7 protein-coding genes are annotated in these 6,306 nt (G+C 60.1%); 3 read left to right on the plus strand and 4 right to left on the minus strand.

Going from position 1 to position 6,306, the window contains the following annotated elements; genetic code table 11:
• Positions 1-37 precede the first annotated feature (37 nt).
• The gene (locus tag CAF79_RS11775; protein ID WP_085697902.1) at positions 38-1,432 is read right to left on the minus strand and encodes an FAD-binding oxidoreductase; all 1,395 of its coding nucleotides are present in this window, start codon (positions 1,430-1,432) and stop codon (positions 38-40) included.
• Positions 1,433-1,636: 204 nt separating this feature from the next.
• Here CAF79_RS11775 and serA point away from each other — a divergent pair, with 204 nt between their 5' ends.
• A complete protein-coding gene (serA, locus tag CAF79_RS11780; protein WP_007953487.1) occupies positions 1,637-2,866 on the plus strand; it encodes a phosphoglycerate dehydrogenase in 1,230 nt (409 codons plus the stop codon).
• 61 nt (positions 2,867-2,927) lie between these two features.
• Here serA and CAF79_RS11785 read toward each other — a convergent pair whose 3' ends face one another.
• Positions 2,928-3,353 carry a DUF4399 domain-containing protein gene (locus CAF79_RS11785; RefSeq protein WP_007953489.1) on the minus strand — a complete coding sequence of 142 codons (426 nt, stop codon included), beginning with the start codon at positions 3,351-3,353 and terminating at the stop codon, positions 2,928-2,930.
• 132 nt (positions 3,354-3,485) lie between these two features.
• Between CAF79_RS11785 and CAF79_RS11790 the strand changes: the two genes are divergently transcribed.
• Entirely contained in the window at positions 3,486-4,070 is a 585-nt protein-coding gene (locus CAF79_RS11790; protein ID WP_085697903.1) for a transporter substrate-binding domain-containing protein, read from the plus strand.
• A 118-nt stretch (positions 4,071-4,188) separates the two neighbouring features.
• Here the strand turns inward: CAF79_RS11790 and CAF79_RS11795 are convergent, their stop codons facing one another.
• Entirely contained in the window at positions 4,189-4,674 is a 486-nt protein-coding gene (locus CAF79_RS11795) for a DUF523 domain-containing protein (RefSeq protein ID WP_085697904.1), read from the minus strand.
• A gap of 1 nt (position 4,675) precedes the next feature.
• Positions 4,676-5,308: a 2OG-Fe(II) oxygenase gene (locus CAF79_RS11800; RefSeq protein ID WP_085697905.1), complete on the minus strand. Its 633-nt coding sequence runs from the start codon at positions 5,306-5,308 to the stop codon at positions 4,676-4,678.
• Between the two features lie 108 nt (positions 5,309-5,416).
• Here CAF79_RS11800 and CAF79_RS11805 point away from each other — a divergent pair, with 108 nt between their 5' ends.
• The gene (locus tag CAF79_RS11805) at positions 5,417-6,169 is read left to right on the plus strand and encodes a DUF2059 domain-containing protein (RefSeq protein WP_085697906.1); all 753 of its coding nucleotides are present in this window, start codon (positions 5,417-5,419) and stop codon (positions 6,167-6,169) included.
• Positions 6,170-6,306 lie beyond the last annotated feature (137 nt).

The raw sequence follows: 6,306 nt of genomic DNA on the forward strand, positions 1-6,306 counted from the left end.
CGACTCCTGCCTTCATTGATTCATCAGGGATTGCCAATCAAACCGCGAAGATCTTGCCCGGGTTCATGATGCCGTTCGGGTCGAACACCGCCTTGACCGCTTTCATGTATTCGATTTCCACCGGCGAGCGGCTGTAGGTCAAGTAGTCGCGTTTGGTCATGCCCACGCCGTGTTCGGCTGAAATCGAACCGTTGTACTTCTCGACGGTTTCGAACACCCACTTGTTGACGGTGGCGCACTTGGCGAAAAACTCGTCCTTGCTCAGGTTGTCCGGCTTGAGGATGTTCAGGTGCAGGTTGCCGTCACCGATGTGGCCGAACCAGACAATTTCGAAATCGGGATAGTGTTCACCGACGATCGCGTCGATTTCCTGCAGAAATGCCGGGACTTTCGAGACGGTGACCGAGATGTCGTTCTTGTATGGCGTCCAGTGGGAAATGGTTTCGGAGATGTATTCGCGCAGCTTCCACAGGTTCTGCAACTGGGTTTCGCTCTGGCTCATCACGCCGTCCAGCACCCAGCCCTGCTCCACGCAATGTTCGAAGGTTTCCAGCGCGGTATTGGCCACTTCTTCGGTGGTCGCCTCGAATTCCAGCAAGGCATAGAACGGGCAGTCGGTTTCGAACGGCGCCGGGACGTCTCCACGGCCCATGACCTTGGCCAGGGCCTTGTCGGAGAAAAATTCGAACGCGGTCAGGTCCAGCCGGCCTTGGAATGCGTGCAGCACCGGCATGATCGAATCGAAATCAGCCGTGCCGAGGACCATCGCGGTCAGGTTTTTCGGCGAACGGTCCAGGCGCATGGTCGCCTCGACCACAAAACCCAGGGTGCCTTCAGCGCCGATGAACAGCTGCCGCAGGTCATAACCGGTGGCGTTCTTGATCAGGTCTTTGTTCAGTTCCAGCACATCGCCCTTGCCGGTCACCACTTTCATGCCTGCGACCCAATTGCGGGTCATGCCATAGCGAATGACCTTGATCCCGCCGGCATTGGTGCCGATGTTGCCGCCAATCTGGCTGGAACCTGCCGAGGCGAAGTCGACCGGGTAGTACAAGTCATGTTCTTCGGCGGCATTCTGCAATTGCTCGGTGACCACGCCCGGCTGACAGACGGCGGTGCGGTCGGTGAGGTTGATATCGAGAATCTGGTTCATGTAGTCGAACGACACGACCACTTCGCCATTGGCGGCCACGGCGGCGGCGGAAAGCCCGGTGCGCCCGCCCGACGGCACCAGCGCCACTTTATGTTCGTTGGCCCAGCGCACGACGGCCTGCACCTGCTCGATGGTCTTGGGGAACACGATGGCGCTGGGCGTCGGGGCGAAATGCTTGGTCCAGTCCTTGCCATAAGCGTTCAGGGAGTCGGCATCGGTCAGGACCTTGCCAGGCTCGACCAGGGTCTTCAGTTCATCAATCAGGGCAGGATTGGTCATCGACGGAACTCTCGAACAATTCATGGTCATCCTGAGAACGCTTCACGTCGCAGGAATGAGTGATTAGCGGGGTGGCTATGCTAGCATACCGACCCCGCAGGCCAGTGCCCCAGGCCGGTTCTGCGGTGACGGCTTTCTTGTCGTCCAGGTCAATGTCTGTTGACCATTTCCTGCCATTTTTCTCCGGGATACAGGTTTACGCAGATGAGCAAGACTTCTCTCGATAAGAGCAAGATCAAGTTCCTTCTTCTCGAAGGCGTCCACCAATCGGCTGTCGACGTCCTCAAGGCGGCGGGCTACACCAGCATCGAATACCTGACAGGCTCCCTGCCGGAAGCCCAGCTCAAGGAAAAGATCGCTGACGCTCACTTCATCGGCATTCGCTCGCGCACCCAGCTGACCGAAGAGATCTTCGATCACGCCAAGAAGCTGGTCGCTGTCGGCTGTTTCTGCATCGGCACCAACCAGGTTGACCTGGAAGCGGCCCGCGAGCGCGGCATCGCCGTGTTCAACGCGCCGTACTCCAACACCCGCTCCGTGGCCGAGCTGGTGCTGGCCGAAGCGATCCTGCTGCTGCGCGGCATCCCTGAGAAAAACGCTTCCTGCCACCGTGGCGGCTGGATCAAGTCCGCAGCCAACTCCTTCGAGATCCGTGGCAAGAAACTGGGCATCGTCGGTTACGGCTCGATCGGTACTCAGCTGTCGGTCCTGGCGGAAGGTCTGGGCATGCAGGTGTTCTTCTACGACACCGTGACCAAGCTGCCACTGGGCAACGCGACCCAGGTCGGCAACCTGCACGAGCTGCTGGGCATGTCCGACATCGTCACCCTGCACGTTCCGGAAACCGCTGCGACCCAGTGGATGATCGGCGAGAAGGAAATCCGCGCCATCAAGAAGGGCGGCATCCTGATCAACGCTGCACGCGGCACTGTGGTCGAGCTGGATCACCTGGCCGCCGCGATCAAGGACAAGCACCTGATCGGCGCCGCCATTGACGTGTTCCCGGTCGAGCCGCGCTCCAACGACGAAGAGTTCGAAAGCCCGTTGCGCGGCCTGGACAACGTGATTCTGACCCCGCACATCGGTGGTTCCACCGCTGAAGCGCAGGCCAACATCGGTCTGGAAGTAGCAGAAAAACTGGTCAAGTACAGCGACAACGGTACCTCGGTATCGTCCGTGAACTTCCCGGAAGTGGCCCTGCCGGCTCACCCTGGCAAGCACCGTCTGCTGCACATCCACGAGAACATCCCGGGTGTGATGAGCGAGATCAACAAGGTCTTCGCCGAAAACGGCATCAACATTTCGGGTCAGTTCCTGCAGACCAACGAGAAAGTCGGCTACGTGGTGATCGACGTCGACGCCGAGTACTCGGAGCTGGCGCAAGAGAAGCTGCAACACGTCAACGGCACCATCCGTAGCCGCGTGTTGTTCTGATCCGGCGCTGAGCGACAAAAAAGGGAGCCTTCGGGCTCCCTTTTTCATGCACGCGAGAACGTCATTCGACGTTGACGGTGATCTTCTTCGACACGATCGGCGGATCGAACGCCATGTGACCGCTGTCACCCAGCTCCAGTTGCAGGGTGTGCTTGCCCGGCGCGAGTTTGATGTCGGCCTGGGTCTGCGCCTTGCCGAAATGCATGTGGTTGGCGTCGGTCGGCACGACGGAGCCGGCCGGAACGATTTCCTTGGCATCGATCAGCAGATGGTGATGACCGGTGTTCTTGGTGACGTCACCGGCCGGCGCCAGCGCGATGTCCTTTACACCGAACTTGACCGTGAAGGTCTGCGGAACCGTGGCTCCGTCCTCGGGAGAAACGATGAACACTTCGGCGCCCTTCGGTGCCGGAGTGGCCGCACTGGCCAGTACCGAAACACCCATCAGCACACCGGCCAACGCTGCACGTGACATAAAGCTTTTCATTTTCTTCTCCAGTTTTTCCGTAAAATCCGCACGGTCATGACAACTTCATGACCATTCGTTGTCGAAGGCACTCGACAACCATAGCAAAGCGAGCCTGGAAAACAGGCCGATATCGATTTCAAAGGAGTGACCATGCGTTTTCTGCCTGGCCTGATCTGTCTGCTTCCCCTTCTGAGCCCTCTGGCTCACGCCGAACTGATTGATGACGTCAACGACCGTGGCGAGTTGCGCATAGCCCTTGAGGCTAATACACCGCCCTTCAATTTCAAGGACGGCGACACGCTCACGGGGTTCGAGGTCGAGCTTGGGCAACTGCTGGCCAACGAACTGGATGTGCGGGCCGACTTCATCGTCACCGACGAAGCCGATCTGCTCCAGGGCGTCGAAAGCGGCAAGTACGACGTCGCGCTCAACCACATAGCACTGACACCTGAGCTCAAGGAACGTTTCGACATGAGCGAGCCTTACACGCAGGTGAATGCACAATTGCTGGCGAAAAAGGACGAGCAGCCCCGGCCGATGGTACTGGTCCAGGCACTGACCGAAGAGAAGCCGAAGGTCGGGCCGCCGGTGGATCTGGCGATTCCGTTTCAGAAGGGTAACCCGGCGTTCCACGCAAGCCTGGAAAATGCCTTGCAGCGGATCAGGGCGGATGGGCGGCTGGAAGCGTTGTCGAAAAAGTGGCTGAGCGTGCAGGCCTCTGAAGACCTGAAGTGAACACAACTTCCATGTGGGAGCGAGCTTGCTCGCGAAAGCGGCCTGTCAGCCACCGATATCGGTACTGACAATACGCAATCGCGAGCAAGTTCACTCCCACAGTGTTGTTGGTGTGTGATTAGTCGAGTTGTGTCAGCGCTTGTGCAGCCTGCGGCAATTCGAGCTCGCTGAAGACCTGCACTCCATGGCGCTTGAGCAACGCTGCAGTAACCCCCTCGCCACTCACCTTCACCCCACTGAACGTCCCGTCATAGGTCAGCAGATTCCCGCAGGAAGGGCTGTTGGCCTTGAGCACCGCCACGCGAATCCCGTGTTTCTGCACCAGCTCCAGCGCCTGCCGCGCGCCGTCGAGAAACTGCGCGCTGACATCTTCGCCCTCGGTGGTGATCACCGAGGCGAGCCCGTCCAGTACTTCACCGCCCTGCCCGCCCGGAATCTCTGCCGCCGCTCGTGGCGTCGACAGACCACCAGCGACTTCCGGGCACAACGGTACGACGCGCCCTTCGGCAATCCACTGTTCCAGCAGATCGAACGGCCCGCTGGCCCCACCGTCATAACGCACGCGATGGCCCAGCAGGCAGCGACTGACCAGAATCCTGTGCATCTCAGAACGGCTCGTTGCCACGGCGGCGGAACCAGCCTGTCAGCGACAGCCGCTCGCGCTGTGCCGGCAGAACCTCGTGGGGGACTTCACCGGAGAGAAACACCACCAGACAACCGCCCGTAGGCTGTACGTCATGAACGCGGTCGTTCTCCAGGTACATGCGCAGTTGCCCGCCATCCTCCGGCAACCAGCCGTCGTTGAGGTAGATCACCGCCGAGACCATGCGTCGGTCATCGTCGCGGAAACGGTCGACATGCTTGCGGTAGAACGCGCCCGGCGGGTACAGGGCGAAATGGCACTCAAAGTCTTCAAGCCCCAGGAACAAACCCCGGTTGAGAGCCTCGCGAAGGCTGTCCATCAGGTTCAGATAACGGTCGCTGGCCTCGGCCTGGCCGGGATCGATCCACTGGATATGGTCGCCGCGAATGCCCTCGCGAACCTCAGAAAACGGCCCGCGTCCGACGCCCGCCGGCGCCAATTCACCTTCGGCGTCACGTTTGCGGCACTCGGCCGCCAGCGCGCGGGTCAAATCCGCAGGCAGGAAAATGTTCTGCTGCGACCAGCCGCGCTCGGCCAGGTCGTCGACGATACGTAACAGCAGCGGGTGATCAGAGGATATTTGCATGGCGCGCATAGTATGCCTGCGGCAAGAATTCCGACAGAGCCACGCGGCGGCTTGATACGAATTCTCGACAAGTACTGGCACCGCACGGAGAATAGTCGGCTGCCGACAGGAGTCCTTATGCGCCGTTTGCTTTTTTCACTGTTGATGTTCTGCGTTTTGCCCGCCTGGGCGGACGACCACGACCAGTTGTACAAGGTCGCTGGCTGGCCAGAACAACGCGCGCATTTCAACGATGCCCTGAGTGCCGCGCAGCAGCGTTACCAGAACAGCCTGCCGCCCGCGGTGTTTCAAGCGCTGGTGAACAACAGCAACCAGCGCTTTGCCCCCCAGGCCGTGGATCAACGCGCCGAAGCGCAACTGCGCAAGAACCTCGCCGATCCGCAACCGGCCCTGTCGTTCTTTCAATCACCGCTGGGCAAGAAGATCGTCGCCGCCGAGCTGCTGGCGACCCGCCGCGATCAACTGGCGAAAAACGCCAAGGGCCTGCCGAAGATGCCGGCCAGCGACAGTCGTTTGCTGATCATCGGCCACCTCGCCCAGGCCCTGCCCGCCCGTGAAGCCGGTGCCGAAGTCAGTCTGGCGATTGCCGGCGTGGCGGCGGACAGTCTGAGTTCGATGATCCCCGGCCTGCTCGGCGGCGGTCAGGCCCAGGGCATGTTGAACGGTCAGCGCCAACGGCTGATGGATCAGATCGGCGCCGACCTGAACAACACGCTGCTGTACGTCTATCGCGACCTGTCGGATGAAGAGCTGGAAGAGTTCGCGACCTTTGCCGAATCCACTGAAGGCAAGGCCTACTATCAGGCCGCGCTGGCCGCGATCCGCGCCGGGCTGGCCGTCGGCCAGAGCACCTCGAACCTGAATCAATAAATCTCTGCTGCCTGCTCCCACAACTGATTGCGATCTACTGTGGGAGATTCTATGGTTTAGGGGAAACCCTCAACTTGCTTTCGGCTGGTATTCGCTCTGCCCCTTTAGTAGTGCGAATACGACCCGAGCAAGTTTAC

The organism is Pseudomonas sp. B26(2017) (assembly GCF_002113045.1).
GTDB lineage: Bacteria > Pseudomonadota > Gammaproteobacteria > Pseudomonadales > Pseudomonadaceae > Aquipseudomonas.